This is a genomic window from Mesorhizobium sp. M8A.F.Ca.ET.207.01.1.1, assembly GCF_004794715.1.
Classification (GTDB): domain Bacteria; phylum Pseudomonadota; class Alphaproteobacteria; order Rhizobiales; family Rhizobiaceae; genus Mesorhizobium.
Genome location: NZ_SRUS01000546.1, coordinates 1 through 288 on the forward strand (window position 1 = coordinate 1; position 288 = coordinate 288).

The 288-nt window shown below is 62.8% G+C and carries 1 protein-coding gene; it reads right to left on the reverse strand.

Features of this window, described 5'->3' with window-relative positions; all coding sequences use genetic code 11:
• On the reverse strand, nucleotides 1-288 hold a 288-nt coding region (locus EN850_RS35760), incomplete at both ends, for a TetR/AcrR family transcriptional regulator C-terminal domain-containing protein (protein ID WP_189591364.1).

Below are 288 nucleotides of genomic sequence, written 5' to 3' on the forward strand. Positions count from 1 at the left end.
CGCAGGAAGCTGTCGACGGAGAACTCTGCCCAGCGCCGACGCAGCAGTGCGTCATCACGATGGGGCGTATGGAAGCGCTGTTTGTCGAAATCCTGACCGGCGATCATGCTCAGCAGCAGTTCGGCCATGAAGTGCGGGTCGTCATGCCGGAGCTGGCCTTGCATGCAAACGGTTTCAATCCATTCAGCAAGATGAAGCGTCAGCGCGCCGGCACCATGCCGGTAAAGCGTACGCGCCTCTTCGGGAAACTGGGACGCCTCGGCGGCGATCAGCCGGCAGGCCTGGCCC